At 67.9% G+C, this 17,413-nt stretch carries 11 protein-coding genes; 3 read left to right on the forward strand and 8 right to left on the reverse strand.

The features are described 5' to 3' along the window. Positions 1 to 40 precede the first annotated feature (40 nt). Both ACQEUR_RS18545 and ACQEUR_RS18550 read right to left on the reverse strand, forming a co-directional pair. Positions 41 to 3,664, reverse strand: a complete 3,624-nt coding sequence (locus ACQEUR_RS18545; protein WP_433032523.1) for an NB-ARC domain-containing protein — start codon at positions 3,662 to 3,664, stop codon at positions 41 to 43. Then, positions 3,661 to 4,101, reverse strand: coding sequence for a hypothetical protein (locus ACQEUR_RS18550; RefSeq protein ID WP_433032526.1), 441 nt, complete (start codon positions 4,099 to 4,101; stop codon positions 3,661 to 3,663). The genes ACQEUR_RS18545 and ACQEUR_RS18550 overlap by 4 nt, the downstream gene beginning before the upstream one ends. A gap of 669 nt (positions 4,102 to 4,770) precedes the next feature. Here ACQEUR_RS18550 and ACQEUR_RS18555 point away from each other — a divergent pair. Then, positions 4,771 to 5,751: a helix-turn-helix domain-containing protein gene (locus ACQEUR_RS18555; RefSeq protein WP_433032529.1), complete on the forward strand. Its 981-nt coding sequence runs from the start codon at positions 4,771 to 4,773 to the stop codon at positions 5,749 to 5,751. Between the two features lie 189 nt (positions 5,752 to 5,940). Here ACQEUR_RS18555 and ACQEUR_RS18560 read toward each other — a convergent pair whose 3' ends face one another. From ACQEUR_RS18560 to ACQEUR_RS18580, 5 genes are all read right to left on the reverse strand, one after another. Beyond that, positions 5,941 to 7,209 carry a styrene monooxygenase/indole monooxygenase family protein gene (locus ACQEUR_RS18560; protein ID WP_433032532.1) on the reverse strand — a complete coding sequence of 423 codons (1,269 nt, stop codon included), beginning with the start codon at positions 7,207 to 7,209 and terminating at the stop codon, positions 5,941 to 5,943. Positions 7,210 to 7,220: 11 nt separating this feature from the next. Beyond that, positions 7,221 to 7,865 (reverse strand): GTP-binding protein, encoded by a 645-nt coding sequence (locus ACQEUR_RS18565; RefSeq protein WP_433032535.1) that lies wholly within the window; start codon positions 7,863 to 7,865, stop codon positions 7,221 to 7,223. Next, positions 7,846 to 8,184, reverse strand: a complete 339-nt coding sequence (locus tag ACQEUR_RS18570) for a DUF742 domain-containing protein (protein ID WP_433032538.1) — start codon at positions 8,182 to 8,184, stop codon at positions 7,846 to 7,848. Before ACQEUR_RS18570 ends, ACQEUR_RS18565 begins: the two co-directional genes overlap by 20 nt. 67 nt (positions 8,185 to 8,251) lie before the next feature. Then, a complete protein-coding gene (locus tag ACQEUR_RS18575; protein WP_433032541.1) occupies positions 8,252 to 8,647 on the reverse strand; it encodes a roadblock/LC7 domain-containing protein in 396 nt (131 codons plus the stop codon). Positions 8,648 to 8,693: 46 nt separating this feature from the next. Further along, on the reverse strand, positions 8,694 to 9,935 hold the full coding sequence (locus tag ACQEUR_RS18580; protein WP_433032544.1) for a sensor histidine kinase: 1,242 nt from the start codon (positions 9,933 to 9,935) through the stop codon (positions 8,694 to 8,696). A gap of 335 nt (positions 9,936 to 10,270) precedes the next feature. Between ACQEUR_RS18580 and ACQEUR_RS18585 the strand changes: the two genes are divergently transcribed. Further along, entirely contained in the window at positions 10,271 to 12,586 is a 2,316-nt protein-coding gene (locus ACQEUR_RS18585; protein ID WP_433032547.1) for an ATP-binding protein, read from the forward strand. A gap of 1,494 nt (positions 12,587 to 14,080) precedes the next feature. Here the strand turns inward: ACQEUR_RS18585 and ACQEUR_RS18590 are convergent. Further along, positions 14,081 to 14,764, reverse strand: a complete 684-nt coding sequence (locus ACQEUR_RS18590; RefSeq protein WP_433032550.1) for a hypothetical protein — start codon at positions 14,762 to 14,764, stop codon at positions 14,081 to 14,083. 565 nt (positions 14,765 to 15,329) lie between these two features. Between ACQEUR_RS18590 and ACQEUR_RS18595 the strand changes: the two genes are divergently transcribed. Next, the gene (locus ACQEUR_RS18595) at positions 15,330 to 17,333 is read left to right on the forward strand and encodes an NACHT domain-containing protein (protein WP_433032553.1); all 2,004 of its coding nucleotides are present in this window, start codon (positions 15,330 to 15,332) and stop codon (positions 17,331 to 17,333) included. The last annotated feature ends 80 nt before the right edge of the window (positions 17,334 to 17,413 follow it).

The following is a 17,413-nucleotide window of genomic DNA, read 5'->3' on the forward strand; positions in this document are numbered from 1 at the left end:
TCCCCGGGGCGCCAGCGGGTCTGGCGCCGCTGCGGCTACCTCAGGCGACCAGGAGATCGAAAAAGTAGAGACCACCGCCGGTGCCCGCCACGCAAACGGCGGATCCATCCGGTAGCCAGGCGCAACAGTGCAATTCGCTGTTGACCCGCATCGCCGCCACCTGCTGGCCTGACGCCACCTCCCAAACTCGCACAGACCCGTCGCTACTGCTGGTGGCGAGCCAGGTGCCGTCGGGGGAGACTACGGTCGCCGTGATCGAGTTGATGTGGCCGGTGAGGGTGTGTCGGCAGATGCCTGTGGTGGGGTCCCAGATCCGGACGGTCTGGTCGTGGCTTGTGATGGCGAGCCAGGTGCCGTCGGGGGAGACCGCGACCGCGGTGGTCCTGTTGGTGTGGTCGGTGAGGGTGTGTCGGCAGGTTCCGGTGGCGGGGTCCCAGATCCGGACGGTTCGGTCGTCGCTTGCGGTGCCGAGCCAGGTGCCGTCGGGGCTGACCGCGACCGCCGTGACCCACTCGGTGTGGCCGGTGAGCGTGCGTTGGCAGGTTCCGGTGGCGCGGTCCCAGATCCGGACGGTTCGGTCGTGGCTTGCGGTGGCGAGCCAGGTGCCGTCGGGGGAGATCGCGACCGCGGTGATCCTGTTGGTGTGGTCGGTGAGGGTGTGTTGGCAGGTTCCTGTGGTGGGGTCCCAGATCCGGACGGTTTGGTCGTGGCTTGTGGTGGCGAGCCAGGTGCCGTCGGGGGAGATCGCGAGCGCGGTGATCCTGTTGGTGTGGTCGGTGAGGGTGTGTTGGCAGGTTCCGGTGGTGGGGTCCCAGATCCGGACGGTTTGGTCGTGGCTTGTGGTGGCGAGCCAGGTGCCGTCGGGGCTGACCGCTAGCGCGGTGATTGAGCTGGTGTGGCCGGTGAGGGTTTGTTGGCAGTTGCTCGTCTCGGGGTCCCAGACCCGGACGGTGCTGTCGGCGCTGGCGGTGGCGAGCCAGGTGCCGTCGGGGGAGACCGCGACTGCCGTGACCCACTCCGTGTGGCCGGTGAGGGTTTGTTGATTGGTGACGGCAGGGTTCCAAATTCGGACGGTGCTGTCGTGGCTTGCGGTGGCGAGCCAGGTGCCGTCGGGGGAGATCGCGAGCGCGGTGATCCAGCCGGTGTGGCCGGTAAGGGTGTGTTGGCAGGTTCCTGTGGTGGGGTCCCAGATCCGGACGGTGTCGTCGTGGCTTGCGGTGGCGAGCCAGGTGCCGTCGGGGGAGATCGCGAGCGCGGTGATCCTGTTGGTGTGGTCGGTGAGGGTGTGTTGGCAGGTTCCTGTGGTGGGGTCCCAGATCCGGACGGTTTGGTCGTGGCTTGTGGTGGCGAGCCAGGTGCCGTCGGGGGAGATCGCGACCGCGGTGATCGAGTAGGTGTGGTCGGTGAGGGTGTGTTGGCAGGTTCCTGTGGTGGGGTCCCAGATCCGGACGGTTTGGTCGTGGCTTGTGGTGGCGAGCCAGGTGCCGTCGGGGGAGATCGCGACCGCGGTGATCGAGTAGGTGTGGTCGGTGAGGGTGTGTTGGCAGGTTCCTGTGGTGGGGTCCCAGATCCGGACGGTTTGGTCGTGGCTTGTGGTGGCGAGCCAGGTGCCGTCGGGGGAGATCGCGACCGCGGTGATCGAGTAGGCGTGGCCGGTGAGGGTGTGTTGGCAGGTTCCGGTGGTGGGGTCCCAGATCCGGACGGTGTCGTCGTGGCTTGTGGTGGCGAGCCAGGTGCCGTCGGGGGAGACCGCGACCGCGGTCATCGAACTGGTGTGGCCGGGGAGGGTGTGTTGGCAGGTTCCGGTGGCGGGGTCCCAGATCCGGACGGTGTCGTCGTGGCTTGCGGTGGCGAGCCAGGTGCCGTCGGGGGAGACCGCGACCGCCGTGACCCACTCAGTGTGGCCGGTGAGGGTGTGTCGGCAGGTTCCGGTGGCGGGGTCCCAGATCCGGACGGTTCGGTCGTGGCTTGCGGTGGCGAGCCAGGTGCCGTCGGGGCTGACCGCGAGCGCCTTGATCGAGCTGGTGTGCCCGGTGAGGGTGCGTCGCAGGGCGGGATGGGGTTGGTCGGGCATGGGCCACCGGCTGGCCAACCGGGGCAGTTGTAGGTGGGGCGTGTAGGCCTCCACCAGTGGTGCCAGGACTGCGGTGTCGGCTAAGCGGCTGGCGAGCACGGCGCCGAGTGAGTGTGGTGGTGTGATGGGGCCGAGGACGTGGGCGTCTTGGCGGATGGCACGGGCCAGTTCGGCCGTGACGGGGCTGTCGGTGTGAGCGAGGTCTGCTTCGACTGCGGCGGGCCCGTACCGCTGTAGGCGCGTTTCCACCCACCGCAGGTCGGTGACCAGGCCGGTGAGTTGGGAGTGTCGGTCGGCGGCGTGCAGGTGCTCGACCAGATGGGCGCCGAGGTAGGTGTAGGTGTCGGGCAGCCGCCACCACGCCGGGGCATCGCCTGGGTGGTCGGCTGATACGAGGGCGGCGGCGTCGAGTAGTAGGCCGTGCAGCGCGGCGAGGTCGGCCGGGTTGTAGGTGTGGATGAGGTAGGCGCGGATGATGTCGTGTAGGCGGATGCTGCCCGGGTCGGGTCGGTAGTTCAGCACGAGGGACAGTTCGGCGAGGGCGTCGCAGGTGCGCCGTACGCCAGCGGGGGTGAGTTGGCCGGTGGCCGCCCACAGTAGGTGCAGTTCGGCGAAGGGAATGTCGACGTCGTCGGTGAAGACGGCGACTTCGGCGAACCGGTCGCCGACGGCCGTGGGGAGGAGGTCGAGGCCGGCGCGGATGGTGGCGGCGACGGCGCGGTCGCGCCGGTGTGGGTCGTCGATGTCGAACGCGACTGGCCCTTCCTCTGCCAGCTGTTCGGCGATGTGTCGGAGGGCGCCGGTGGTGGTGGTGCCGTAGCTGACGGCTTTGACGGCGGTTCGGTTGGCCAGTCCGAGCAGTACCGGCCAGCGGCCCGTCGCGGCCAGGATCGCATCGACCAGGTCGGCGGGCGGATCATGCAGGTCGCGGGTAAGTAGGCGGGCGGCCTCATCGGGGTTCATCCGGTCCACTGGTACCCGGGCCGCGTCCGAGGGCAGGATCCACTGGTTGCGGGTGGTGACCAGCCGGCGGCAGCGGGCCCCGCCGTATCGGAACGGGTCGAGTTGGTGCTCGGCCCAGACGTCGTCGACGACGAGTAGTACCGGTTCGGGCTGGGTGTCCAGGAGTTGGCCCAGGTAGAGGCCGGCTTGTTGTGGGTCGGTGAATGTGGAGCGGGTGCCGGTGAGTTGACCGACGAGGTCGTTGACCCGGGCTGCGACCTCCGCGCCGGAGGCGTGTTCACCGATGGTCACCCACAACAGGCCGCCGGGGAACCGCTGCCGCACCCGTGGTTGGTGGCACAACCACACCACGGTGGTGGTCTTGCCGAACCCGCCCGTGCCGTGCAGACCGGTGACCGCGACCGGTTCGGTGTGCGGGGCGCAGACCAGGTCGATCAGCCGGCCGGTCAGCTCGGGGCGGGCCACCAGGCCCGCCTGCTGAGGTGGGGCCAGCCACGGCCGGCGCAACACCGCGGACCCGCTGCCGTGGTGGACGGTGATCGAACCGTGCGGGGCGTTGTACTGCGTGGCCTGCCCACCCGCCTCGAACACCGCGTCCGGCCCGACCCGGCCGTGCGGGTCGCTCATGGCGTCGCGGGGGGCGGCTGGCTGTGGTGGTGCACGGTGATCGACCCCTGCGGCGCGTTGTACTGCGTGGCGTGCTCGCGAGCCACGAAGGTCTGCACCCACGCCTGCTGCGCGGCGGGCAGCCGCTCACGGACCTGATCCGCCCACACCCGCAGGTCATCGGCCAGCTCCGGGTACTCCTGCACCAGATCGACCAAGCGGACCTTCCACACCTCGGCGTGCCGCCGGCGCACGTCGTCACGGACCTCCGGTGTCGCGGCCTCGATCGCCTGCGCGGTCTCGTCAGCCCAGGTCTGCACCGCTTGTCGGCGTCGACCGCCGCGGGTGAACAACGCCACCACACCCGCGCGGGCCTGGGTCCACACCTCGTTGACCGCGGCACCCACCAGCGCGGATCCGCCGGCCGCTGCCAGGCCGAGCAGCCACTCCACCGCCATACGCCACTCCTCCACCTGCGGACAACAGTCAATGTCGCCACGTACCGTACCGTTCCGCTCACAGGCATGACTGTCGGCCGGTCGCCCGGTCCACAACGTCGAGTGGCCCGCCCGGGCGCGAGGGTCGATGCCACCGGGCGGGCCGGGGGGATCGGTTGCCATCCATCACCTTCGAGTCACGCAGGTTGGCCTCGGCAACAGGACCGGTGCTTCCGCCTTACCTGCACAAACACGGCTACCGCCTGCCCTTGCGACGGGATCCGATGTAGCGGTGACGGGGCGTGCGCCGATAGCCAGACCGGCTCCGGCCCGCCGTTGCGATCGCGTGACGGTTACCGCGCTGGCGTGCGTTCCGCAGGCAGAGCACGACGAGCACTGCCACCCCGACGGCGAGAACTTCTGCCTTACGTGAGCGACGAGAATCAGGCATGCTGTCACGAGTCCCTTCACGATCAGTCACCAGTCGATGTTTGGCCGATCCTCCCCACCGGCGTGGCTTGCCGACTTGGCCGGCGGGGGGACCGGCAGCCACCCACAAGCCGCAGACCGATGAGTGACCGGCACGAACTCTCGCCGACCCGACAGGTGTCGGACTAGAGGAAGCTGCCGCTAACCCACCAAAACCCGACAACCACCGCCGTTGTCGGACCACCCGGCAAGGACCCCGACATGCCCCCCGTGCCGCACCGACTCGATGAGGACACCATCCGCGCCCGCTGCGCGGGCCCCGAAGCGGCTGACTACACCCTCTACGTACGGCGTCTCATCGACCAGCACATCCCCGGTGGGCAAGCTGAGATCCTGCGTACCGCGGCCGCCCGTGGCCTCCTGCCACACGCCTGCACCCGACAGTCCCTGTCGGAGCACCTGTCTGGCCGGTACCGACACGGGCCACCCTGGCCCACCACCAACATGATCATCGAGTGTCTGCCGGCCGACGCGCCCTCAGGGCTTATACGGGCCAAGGCCGCCGCCCTGTATGAAGCGGTCCCACGGGTAGCCGCCGGCCGGCCGAACACCGATGGACACTTCCGTAGTCAGGACGGGCGGCAACCGCACCCGTCCAACCCCGGTCCTGCTCACACCGTGCCGCCCGCGGTGCCGCTTCCGCTTCGCACCTCCAATGAAGGCAGAGTGCCGCAGGCGCCGGTCGGACTCATCCCAAGGCAGACCAACCACAACGTGCGCTCAAGCCATGGACGCGGCGAGCGAGGAAACCTCAGCAACCGCCACGAGCCCATGCCCACTCTCGCCGGCGGGGACCTCGCCACCGAGGCAGCCGATCTGCGGGCCGAGTGCGCCCGCCTCGCCGTACAGGTAACCCTGATGACCGACCAGACGGCGACCCACGGCCCGGCTGACGCCGTCGTCGAAGCCCTGAACCGCTATCGGCCCGAGCGATTCGGTCAGCTCGCGCAGCACATCGACCCGACCGCGCCCTTGACGCGCCGCGCCCTGGCCCGCTATCTCTGCACCTACGCGGACCTGACCTCCACAACCCTGACCGAACTCGCCATCCGCACCCACCTCACCGTCACCACGGTCAGCGACATCCTCGCCGGCAAACGAGCCCCCACCGCGGACGAACTGGAGCAGATGACCGCTGTCCTGGGTGCAGATCCACAGGCGGCCCGAAACCTGTGGGCCTAGGCGAGACAGAACAACTAATTTCCCCCGAGGGTTGACTTCGGGGGCCGCTTGCACGACGTCGCACCCGCGGACTCGCCCTCATCGCGCGCCATGGTTACCAGGTTCTACCCCGACGGGACGGCCTCGGTCGTGAGGGGCTGCGGTCGGGAACCAGCAGCCGAGGCCGCGGTCCCGATGTTGCGGCGTGGATCAGCGGCTGTTGGCGACCGGTGCGGTGGTGCTTGGGGCGATCTGGCTGAGGTAGTGGTCGGCGGCCTCGGGCGTCATGAGCCAGCCGAGGTCGCTCGGGTGGGCGAAGCCGTTGACGAGGTGATTGGCCACCTCAGGATGGGATGTTGCCGCGCGGAGGACACGTTGTAGGTGTTCGGGTTGCTGGAGCATCTGGTTGGTCCACGCGGTGACATGTTGACCTGTGTCTGTCCAGAACCGTTCGAAAGTGGCCGTCATCCAGTCGCGGTCGAACGTCGCGGTGCCGTGGTCGAGGACCGCGGTCAGATAGGCGGCGGCACAGCGGGCGGCGGTGTTGGCGCCTTGGGCGGCGATGGGGTCGTTGCTGATTGTCACGTCAGCCGCGCCGAGGACGAGTCCTCCCGAGGAGAGCTCGCCGATGGCGTGCCGGACGGTGGGGGTGTACCGGCCCGCCAGGGTGGCGCGGGGGTCGGTCAGGGTCAGGTTGCTGCACCGTTGGTACAGCCATGGCGTGTAGTCGCGGATCAAGCCAACTGCTCGTCTCAGGTGCTCGGCCGGCGCGGGGTGGTCGTCGAATACGTCTAGTGGTCCGCCGGGGACTGCCTCCCAGAAGAGGATGTCGCAGGGTCCCGTTGTGGTCAGTGCCGGGATGAGGATCAGCTCTCCGAGGCCTGGTAGGAGAGTGAACGCGACGTTGGGCAACACGTCGGTGTCGGGATCGCGGTTGATGCCGTGCACGTAGGCGGCGGCCAGTGCGCGCTGCGGCCTGGTGTGTGGTGATCGGGTGGGGTCCGGGTCGAACAGTGCTGTCAGTTCGGAGCGGCCGGCCGCGACGACGACGAGGTCGTAGCGGCCGGATTCGGTGATTGCGTCGAGATCGCGGGTGCTTACACCCATGGTGTGGAGGATGCCGCCGCGTTCCTCGAACAGTTCCAACCAGGCGGCCATCTTGACCCGTTGGTCGGTGCTGCCCGCCGGTCTGTCCAGCGTTCCGAAGATGTCCAGGCGGTCCCCGCTGGGTGGCGTCGCGACGGTCAGGTGTAGTCCGCCGATGGCCGGTGTTTCGTCGGCCCATTGGTCGAGATCATAGGTGCGCTCGATCTCCAGGGCGGGGCCGAACATGACCTGGGTGGAGGTCGGCCGGGCCTGACGGATCTCGTCGGCGGTCCGTGCCGATAGGATCGTTACCTCGTATCCGCCCGCGCGTAGCAGGCCGTGCCCGAGCAGCAGCCCGCACTGGCCGGCGCCCACGATCAGAATTTTGCGCATCGTTGCACCTCTTAATGAGTGTGTGAGGGACGACGTGTCGGGGGCTGATAGCGGTTGGTGAATCTCAGACGGTCGAGAGCGTGTTGCATGGTCAGGATCAGTGCGGCCTTGACTGATTCGCGGTTGCGCGCGTCGACTTCGGTGAGCGGCACGTCGGGTTTGAGCGTCAGCGCGGCGCGTACCTCGGGCAGCGGGTGTGAAGCCTGACCGTGCCAGCGGTTGACCGCGACCACGAAGGGGAGGTCGGTCTCCATCTCGAAGTAGTTGATGGCGGGAAAGGAGTCGCGCAGTCGCGGTGTGTGGACCAGTACCAGCGCGGCGAGCGCTCCGCGGGAGATGTCGTCCCACATGGGCCAGAATCGTGGTTGGCCGGGGGTGCCGAACAAGAACAGCTTGAGGCCGTCTCGGGGGAGGGTGATGCGGCCGAAGTCCATCCCCACAGTGGTTGTCGTCTTGTCCAGGCCGGGGTCTAGGCGGTCCACCTGCGTGCTTGCCGAGGTCATCCACACGTCGGTGTCGATCGGTGGGATTTCGGAGATCGCGCCGACGAGGGTGGTCTTGCCGACACCGAAGCCTCCGGCGATGACGAGCTTCGCCGACTCTGTCGCCTCCTCAGCTACAGGATGGTGCCTGCTTTCAGAGACGCTGGAGGCCATCGAGCACCCTTTGCAGGAGAGTGTTGGTTACGGTCGGAGTGGCGGCCGTGGACTCGGTCACCGGGTGGATCGTGAGCGCATCTCGGCGGGCGAGATCACCGAGGAACACTCGGACCAAGCCCAGCGACAACCCCGTGTGCGCGGACAGCTCGGCCACCGACATTCCCTGCCGGGCATGCTCGTAGACGGCTCGTTCCTGCGGCGTCAGTGCCGTGGCGAGCATTGGGTCGTAGTGCGGCACCGAGACCAGCGTGTGGACCCACAGCGGGTGCCGGGTTCGGGTGCGGGTCCGACCGCGGGCGAGGACGAACGGGCGCACTTGGGGATGGTGGTGGTACCGCTGGTGCCTGTGAAATGCCACGACGGTCCCCTGTAATGTCTCGCCGTCAATGGCTGTGCGGCGCGACGGGCTGCATTCCCGGTGCCGGTCGCGGGTCAGGGTTCAGTCGCTGCCCGACAGCCGTGACCAGGCGTCGCATCTCGTTACCAACGACGCTCAGGCTGCAATTCTTGTTGGCCAGAACCGCCAATGCCGCTCGGTCCGCTACACCCATGAATAAGAAGTGCAGGTTAGGTGTGCGGAACTGCATCATGTCCAGTTCTCCGGCAGCGAACTCGGTGCCCAGGGCATTAGCTGTCGACATCAGGGTGCTGGCGCAGGCGGCTGTCTTATCGGCCTCGTCGCGCGGGAAGCCATCCGAGGTTGCGATCACTAGGCCGTCGGCTGCCAGCAGCAAAGCGCCTGTGACTCCGTGGGTCTCCCGCGCGAACTGGTCGATCAACCATGCGGGATCTCGAGGGTCCACGACCGCTGGCCGCGGCTCCCGGCTAGGAGTCGTCATGTGTTGGTCCTTCCGTGTCGGTCGCGGCGTTGAACGCCGTGAGGTCGTCCACCGCATCGGCTAAGCCGTCCTCTGCGTGGGCGCGTTGGGTGGGCGCAGGTGTTGCTGGATGAGCGTCGCGGACCCGCTGCGGTACACGTGTCGGCAACGGTTCCGGCCCGCCGCCGGGCCTCTCGGAGGATGTGTGAGGCACTCGGCGCGGTCCTTCTCCTCCGACGACCGGTGGGGCGGCTGGCCGTGGGGCCGAGGCGGGTGCCGGCGGACCGGGACCAGGAGCTCGCGGAGACAGGTCGTCGTAGCCGCCGTGTAGCGCGTTGTGGTGATCGGTGGGGATCTCGCAGATCAGAGCGGCAGGGACGTGCACCTGGGCGGTGGTGCCTTGCGGCCGGCGGGCCCCCAGGGTGACTCGAATCCCGTGGGTGCGCGCCACGCGTCCGACCACCTGCAGGCCCTGCTGGACGCTGCCGCGGACCGTCAACGGAGCCGGGGCGGACACCGTCGAGCCTGGGCCCCGCACAATTGCGTTGAGACGCGACAGGTCGGAGATAGTCAGGCCGATCCCCTCATCCTCGATGCGCAATAGGACAGTGCCATCGAAGAGCAAATGACCCGAGACAGTAATGGTGCCGGTCGGAGGTGTGTACCGGACGGCGTTGCCGAGGAGTTCGGTCATTATGCGAATTACGTCTCCGGAAGCGCACTCGGCTACGGCGATGTCGGCGACACGTCCTACAGTGACCCTGTCCCAGCCTGGGATCCTGCCCCGAGCGGCGGTGATGAGGTCAGCGATCGAGGTGACCTGGCGGTCGGAGTCGGGCGGCAAGTGACCGCTGAGGACGGACAGGTTTTCGGCGGTGCGGCGGCCCCGGCACGTCAGCTGGTCCAGCGCGTACAGGGCGTCCAGCACGTCAGGGTCGTCTTGGTCCCGCTGTGCCCTGTCGAGGGTCACCGACATCTGTTGCAGGACGTTGAGCAGACGCAGCGCGGTGTCGCCGCAGAGAACACGCCATGGTTCGTGGCCGATATCTGTGCCGAGCGGCGCCGCAGACAGACGCGGGGTGTCACCGTGGAGCGAGCCGGATACCGGCTGCCGGGCAGCTGTGGGATCACCGTCTTGTTTCCGCCGCCATCTCAACCGAATCACTGCCAGTTCACCGCGATCGCGATTATTCGCCGTACCTCGCGCACCTTCGTCAGGGCTCCTTTCCCGAACTTGGCGATGCCCCATCGCTGCTCGCCGCCACCGGCCTGGCACCGGCCAGACAGGCTCGCGCAGTCTGATGCACCAACTGGTCCCGCCGCTGGTCACAGAGCAGCACGGGCGCCAAAGTCCTGCGCCCGGACCCCTCGCCCGATGTCGTCACAGTCTCGGACATTGGTCGTCGGCGGCGCATCGGAAGAACTACGTAGAGGGCGCGAATAGGTCTACGTAGTTCCCGCTACTAGACCCGCCGCACGGTCAGACACCGGTCTACAAGTCCCAATAGCGACCACGTGTCCGGGCATTTGTGTCTATGTAGATGGCGGTACTGTGACGCAGTGAACGTTGGGGGAAACCTGCCAGTGGACATCGGGCCCTTCGTCGGCCGTGATGCTGAGCTGGCGCAGGCGCGGCTGCAGCTCGGCCGTGGACGGCTGCTCACCCTCACCGGCCCCGGCGGCGTCGGCAAGACGCGGCTGGCGCTGCGCGTCGCCATCGATCTGCAGGCATCTCATGACCATGGCGCGTGGATGATCGATCTCAGCGCGGTACAGGACCCGACCGGCTTTACGCCCGACCGCCTCTACGCCCACATGGCATACACGTTGGGCATCAAACATCACGGGTCGACCGGCCTGGAAGTCCTACTTGATCATCTGAATAGTCGGCAGGTGCTGCTCGTGCTGGACGGCTGCGAGCACCTCGTGCCCGCCACCAGGGAGTGCGTGACGGCCTTGCTGGGCGCCGCACCGGACGTTCGGATCCTGGCCACGTCACGACAGGCGCTGGCCATCGAGGGCGAGCACACGCTGGTGGTGCCCCCGCTGTCGTTGCCGGACGCGATCGCCCTGTTCGTCGCTCGCGCGACCGCGGCGGGAGCCGTTATCGACCGGGCCGACAGGCGCGACATCGCGGACCTGTGTCGGCGGCTTGACGGGCTACCCCTGGCGATTCGGCTCGCCGCGGGCCGTGTCCGAACCCTGTCGGTCAAGCAGTTGCTGCAGCGCCTCGACGACCGCTGGCGCCTACTCACCTCCGCTACTCGTCGCGCCGGCACCGACACCGCGGACCGACACTCCACGCTGGAGCGCGTTGTCGACTGGAGCTACGAACTGTGTACCGGGGCTGAACAGCGGCTGTGGGCGCGGGCCTCGGTGTTCGCCCGCACATTCGACCTGGACGCCATCGAGTCCGTCTGCGGCGGGGACGGGATCGACCGCACCGCCGTCGTGGACCTCGTCACCGGGCTGGTCGAGAAGTCCGTCCTCGCCGTCGACGCCGGCCTCAGCCCACCGCGCTACTACCTCTTAGAAACGCTGCGGGACTACGGCCTACGCAAACTCGCCGCGGACGAAATGAGACTGGTGCGTCGCGCGCACCGCGACTACTACAGCGACCTGGTGGCCCAGGCAGCCGCGACCTGGCTGGGGCGGGCTGAACTCGATGTCATGGCCGCTGTTCACCGGGAGCTGCCTGACGTCATGGCCGCAGTCGACGAGTGCGTCACCGAACACGACCTTCCGTGCGCCCAGGCCATCTGTCGAGACCTCGTGCGCCTGCGAGTGCCGTTCCTCTGGGGGTTCTTGGACCTGGTCGGCCAACAGCTTCGCCGGGTGATAGACGCATCCGACGCCGAACCGGTGACCAGTGCCGAGCAGGCAACCGCCCTGTCATCCACGATGGCCGTCGCGGCTTGGGTAGCGGTCGCGCAAGGCCGACACGACACGGCCGAGACTTTCCTGACGGCCGCGCACGACCTGCACCGCCAATGGGCCGTCGACATCACCGGACCGGTCCTGTTCGCCGAGGGCGCCAGGGAGATGCTCGGCGGCGAAGCCGAGCGCGCCATCAGTTTGTTGGCCGCGGCGCGGGCGTCCTTCGCCACCCCGCACGCCGCCGGGGACGAACACATGGCCACCATGGTGTGGGCGATGGCGTGCGCGTTCGCCGGTGATCCCGCGGTTGCCACCGCTGCCAGCGAGGAGCACCTGCGCCAAGCCCAGGAGGCCGAGGCGTCGTGGGCAATCAGTTGGGCACTGTGGGTATCGGCGCTGGCGGCGTTGCGCAACGGCAATCACACCCGAGCCATCGAGCAGAGCGCCCGCAGCCTGCGTCTACAGCGCGACGTCGATGACCGGTGGGGCCAACTATGGGGCATAGAACTGCTCGCGTGGATCATCGCCGCGCAACTCGACCACGCTGACAACCCGCATGCCGAGGCGAAACGCGCCGCGTGGCTGCTAGGCGCCGCCAGCGCCCGCCAAAAGGAGCTGGGCGTTGCCCTCGCCGGACTGCGACCGCTGGCGGACAGACATGCCCGCGCCCTCTTGCAGATCGGCGCAGTGCTCGACGAGCAGACGGTCACCACGACGATCGAAGCCGGGGCCCGCGGCCACGCCCAGGCAGTGCGGATCGCACTGGGCGAGCCCACCAACCGCCGACCAACCGCCGGCGCTGACAGCCTCACCAACCGCGAGCGCCAGGTAGCCGCGCTGATCGCCGCGGGACTCACGAGCGCCCAGATCGGAGACCAACTACTCATCAGCCGCCGCACCGTGGAAGCACACGTCGGCAACATCATGGAAAAGCTCGGTGTACACAACCGGCTCGCGATCGCCGCCTGGGCAGCTGCCCACCTCGACAGCCAATCCGCGACCGGGCCGTCGAACAACAAGTGAGTCTGGACTGCCGCCCAGCAAGGCCATCGCAGCAATGTGTCGGCCCGCCCCGTCCGCCGGCAATTGAGGGCAGTACGAGCCTCCTGCCCCGCAGGAAAGTCTGAAGCCGCTCACCGCGCCTCCATCTGAACCGGTTCGAGCTTGTCACCCGCAACAGCCCGGTGGGCCGGTGGATCCCCATCCGGATCCGCTTCTATGTTTCCAACAGGGTCACGGCAAAAGCGCCGGCCACCGTGTAGGAAGCTGATCGGGCAGCGTCGAGCACCATGGCGCCCCCACAAAAGGCTCCCCAATATCGGCCTGCTCAACACCGCGCACCGCAAACACTGACGGTCACGCGTCGCCCCGACCCCAAACCCAGCCACCCAGTGCCCACACCACGAGTCCGCTCGCGAGCGATCCGGCCGCATCTCGCCTAAGAGCTTCACCAACACGGAGCGTTAGTTCGAATCGTCCTCCATCAGCTGTGCGGCCACTTGAAATATCGATCAATCGGTAGACCGAGACTACTCAACGGAATCCCCAAAGCCTCACACAGCAGCCGCCGGTTAGTTTCGTCAGGCACATGGTGCCCGCGCTCCCAGCGAGAAAGCATGGAGCAAAGCGAGTCCGTGACAGGCAATTCCAACCCGTGATGCTTCGCCGCCATACGCATTTCAGCAATCAGCCGAGCCTGACTCCAACCGAGTCTTTTCCGCGCGCGTCTGATCACGGCCCCAGGCGTCTGCGTGGGCGACTTCAAGCCGCGCCTCATTACCACCCGGCGCAACTGTGGTTGATCCACGACCTGCCGCCGTCGCCCCCGCTTACGGGCACGCCGGCCGGCGGCCTCCTGGGCCCGTCTTGGATCGGTGCCCTCCATTGCTATCCCCCCGGCCCTCGGCCCTCATAGTCTCGGACGACTCGCGCGTAGCGTTCCCCCAACCGCGCAGCGACGAGCTATCCCGCACCGCCCAGGCGTCCACGGCCACGGCCCCCTTGGGAGTCCACCAGGTCAATCTCGTGGACATGGGTAGCCCAGATGCCATCCCAGGCGTCTTGCCCAGCTCGGCAGGTCGTGGGACACCAGCAGGCTGCGTCAAGTGCCGAACGACGCCGCGACCGCGGCCTTTCTGCTCAACCACATTGTCGGGCACCGACCACCAAAGACGCATCGTGACAAATACCTAGTGCGACACGGTGCGTCTATGTAGTTACCGGTACTACCGTCGCCGAGACGAAGGCCCGCTGGAACCCGGTGCAGATGCATCCCGTCAGCTCTGAGCCCGGGGTGAACTTGGGTAGCAACCACCGGATCTTCGACAGGGCAGCGGCAGGGGAAACTATGCCGCCGGTAGTTGCAAAGGCCACCTGGTACTTACGCCGTCAGCCCGTCCGCACCAAGCCCAGACCTGCTCGCGCAGGCGACCGTCAGGCGGCCAGCGTGGTACGGCGTGAGTCATACCCGTGGAAGATGATCGGCGGTAACGGGAGGGAGGCAATCCGGTGCCCTCGTCATCCCGTCTGTCGCTCCTGCTCAGGCAGCCCCACCAGGCCTTCAACGCGCGCCTGCCAGGGTGAGGACAACGGGGTCGCTCCACCCTCACCGATTCGCCCCAGACCGTCCCGCGCCCGGCTCTCGACTGCCCCGCCCCGTCCTTCGGAAGCGGCGCTCATCCTCTGCGCGCGAGGCAGGCGGATGGTGAGCCGGCGGGGCCGAACGGCCGAGCCGCGTCCGCGTACCTCGACATCAAGGTCGCAGTAACGCACCCGCCCCCGGCCCTGGCCAAGGCCGACCCAGCGGTGCCCCTTGGCGCCAATGGCCAGGTCAATGCCCGGCCAGCCAGCGCCGACAATCAGCGTGCAGCCCCGGCTGCGTGCCCTTCCGCTCAGTATCCGCGCTGTCGCGGCGCTGACGCCAGCAGCTGGCACGGTCACGGCCACCAGACTCAAGCCGTCGACCAATGCGCCCACCACCGTCGGCAGATCCGGACCAGGTCGCGGCACCAAGGCCAGCCGCTCCAGAGGTACGCCCAGCTCGACCGCGGCGACCAGGCCAAGGTTCGGCTCGCCGACCACCGCGCTCCACAGATCCGTGCCCGTCATCGCGCCCGCGAGTAGAAGCAGCAGCAGCGATGTCGACCCCGTCACGCTCACCGTGGCGCCCCGTCGCAGCCCCGACGGCAGCAGCTCCGCCATCTCCTCCGGCACAGACAACGCTCCTGCGGCGGACCGGTCCACCACGGTCGCGTCCCCAGCACGCCGTAGTGGCGCGGTCGGCGCGGCACGTCGCCCCCGACCAGACGACACCTCCGCGAGTATCCGCTCGACCTCATCCCGGCTCGGCGACGCGGTGAGCCACCGTCCTGCTCGTGCTGCTTCCCCCACAGCTCCCCCCCAACAACACACACGTCGCGACCGAACCGGGGGAAGTCGATTCGTACTCACGTTCGAACGCCGAGCCTAGCGGCGTCCGGCCCAGCCCGCAACGCCATCACCAGGCAAAACGCGCACGATACGAGCATTGCCCCAGGCACGGCTCGCTTGTCCCTTCCCGTCGGCGCGCGCCATTGAATTACCGCCTTGCCATCTTCTGTGGAGCGCCCACTCGACTGATGCTGAGGTAGAAGAGCTCGGGCGAGGTCTCGCGCTACGTCGCCGAACGGTTGCTGGAGTTCGCCGATCGGACTGCGGGTGGGAGTCGGAGGGGGTGGGCGTGGCGTGCCGGCGGCCGTCATGATGTGTAGTCGTGAGTGGACGCCGGGTGAGGAGCTTCGTGTACGGCGCGGGTGCGGTGATCGCGCTCGCTATGTCGGTGTGGGTGCTACGGCGGGCGGAGTTCGGGGATGTCGATCCGCTTAGCGCGGCGGTCGGCTTTTTGTCGATGGTGGCAGGCATGGCCGCGTTGGTGGTTGCGGCGCGGACGTGGCGGTGGCAGCAGACCGGTACCGCGGATCTGGTGGTGCGGTTGGCCGAGGTGGTTGGCCGGGCGGAGCAGCAGGCGCGTGGGCAGTTGCTGGGTGGTCACGACCGCGCTATCGACGTGGAGTTCGACTTCCGGCCAGCGCCTGGGCACAACGCCGCGGGTGCTTGCGGTAGGGGTCGGCTGCGTGAGGTCGCGGGCTACTATCAGCGGCTGCGACCGCGCCGGATGGTGATTACCGGTGCGCCGGGGGCGGGCAAGACGGTACTGGCGATCGAGTTGGTCTTGGCGTTGCTGGAAACCCGGACGGTGGACGACCCGGTGCCGGTGCGTCTGTCGGCGGCCTCCTGGGACGTCAGCGTGGGGGAGGATGAGGAGCGGGCCGTCGCCAGCCAACGGATGGAGCGATGGCTGGTCGAGCATCTGATGGACACCTACCGCTTGTCGAAGTGGACCGCGCGCGCGTTGGTGGATGCCGGCCGGATCCTGCCCGTCATCGACGGGCTCGACGAGTTGGATGCCACCGACATGCCGGGATACGCCTCGCGGGCCGGGCAGGCGCTTCGGGTGTTCAACGCCTACCAGCGCTACCGGAGCAAGGCGCAGCTGATCGTCACCTGCCGCAGCGGCCAGTACCAGGCGCTGACCGCGGACAACACCTGGGTCGAGGACGCCGCCCGGGTGGAAATCCGTCCCGTGACCGTGGCGAAGACGCAGGCGTTCATCACCGCCCGGGTAGTGGACGCGGACCGATGGCAGACGGTGCTGGACGCCGTCAAGCGCGATCGCCGCGGTCCGCTGGCGGCTGCCCTTAACACTCCGTGGCGGTTGACCCTGGCAGTGGCGGCCTATGAACAGCGCGGTCCCGAGGGGCAGTTTCTGCGTGATCCGAGCCGACTGACCGACCCCGCCCTGAACACGCCGGACGAAATCCGTGATCACCTGTTGGAGCTGTTCATTCCCGCCGCGCTCCAGGCTAGTCCGACCCACCCGTATGACCCGGTACGGGCGCATCGCTGGCTGGCGGTGCTGGCCGGCTACCTTGACCGCAACGCCGCTACCGGCCGCATGCTCGGCGGGCGGGTCCTCTCGGGCAGCGACATCGTGCTGCACGAACTGTGGCCCCTGGCCGGGTTCCGCCGACCGCGCTTGGTGACCCTCGCCATTCCAGCGCCAATCTGGCTCGTCGCTACCTCGATCCTGCTTCTCACCGAGGTTACAACCGTGCTCTCCACGCATCTCCTCGCGGCGCCAGTACTGGGCCTTCCCTTCTGGGCTTACGCGTCATGGTCGACCGTCTGGCCGACTCCACAACGACTGCACCCTGGTCGGATCCGTACCCCAGAGGGCCGCCGCAAGCTCGCGATTGGGCTCGCGATCGCGCTCGTACCCGGGCTCGTAGTCGGGCTGGCGTTCGACCTCGTGTTCATTCTCCTGCTCAGTCTTACGGTCAATCTCACGGTTGGCCTCACGCTTGGGCTTCGAGTGAAAGCGGACATCGGGCCACCCAACCCGCTATCGATCGTGTGGGACGACCTCGTGGTCGGGCTCGTGTTCGGGCTCCTGTTCGGGCTCACAATCGGGCTTACATACGGGCTGGAGACCGGACTCGTGTTCGGGCTCACGGTCGGTCTTACGTTCGGGGTCAGGTTCGGGCTTGCCGGGTATCGATACATCGCTCTTCTTTTGTGTACCCGAAGGCACAGCAAGCGCTGGTTACCGTGGCGACTAGGACAGTTCCTCACCGTCTGCTATCAGGCCGGGCTGGTACGCATCGCCCACAACGGATACCAGTTCCGCCACCGAGAGCTACAGGACTACCTAACCCGCCACCCTGTTCCATAGCACCTCACCGCTCGGGGCAACCGGCAAGCCGCGAGATGCGCTCGTCACAGATCATCAGCTCAGACGCGATCCTCGACGAT

The sequence above is a fragment of the Plantactinospora sp. CA-290183 genome, from assembly GCF_050936375.1.
GTDB lineage: Bacteria > Actinomycetota > Actinomycetes > Mycobacteriales > Micromonosporaceae > Plantactinospora.